Source organism: Terribacillus sp. 7520-G (assembly GCF_002271665.1).
Classification (GTDB): Bacteria; Bacillota; Bacilli; order Bacillales; family Amphibacillaceae; genus Terribacillus.
This window is the reverse complement of sequence record NZ_NQFP01000072.1, coordinates 1-435: the sequence shown is the minus strand read 5'-3', so window position 1 is coordinate 435 and position 435 is coordinate 1. Positions and strand designations below refer to the sequence as shown.

The window sequence follows — 435 nt, the reverse complement described above, 5'->3', positions numbered from 1 at the left end:
TTGATTCATCCAAGGATAGATGGTTTTGAAGCTGATGATACCCAGCCTTCCTTGAATTTGTTCAGGTGACCAAGTGAGCTTTAATTTCTCCTCAATAACCACTCTAAGCTCTTCTTTCCATTTACCTTTAGGAATACAAAATTCCCGTCGTTTTTGATACACTCTGTCAGCAGAGTCAGCTTTATAGCTGCCCTCACTGTTACGCTCCAATTCTCTGGAAATAGTCGAATGGTGTCTCCCTAACTCCTTTGCGATACGACGTGCAGACCAGCCAAGCTTGTATAGTGTTTCTAGTTTTCCTCGTTCAATTGTAGTAAGATGGGAATAGCTCATGTTTTCCTCCGTTTAAGATTAGGTATGGTAACTTCATCTTACACGAGGAAACATGGGCTTTTCTATTTTCAAAAGGTGTCGCACTTAATATTACAATTCATC

1 protein-coding gene is annotated in these 435 nt (G+C 40.2%); it reads right to left on the bottom strand.

The genetic code is table 11. The annotated features are described in order from the left end of the window. On the bottom strand, positions 1-333 hold a 333-nt coding region (locus CHH53_RS17000; protein ID WP_143594513.1), incomplete at its 3' end, for a helix-turn-helix domain-containing protein. Positions 334-435 lie beyond the last annotated feature (102 nt).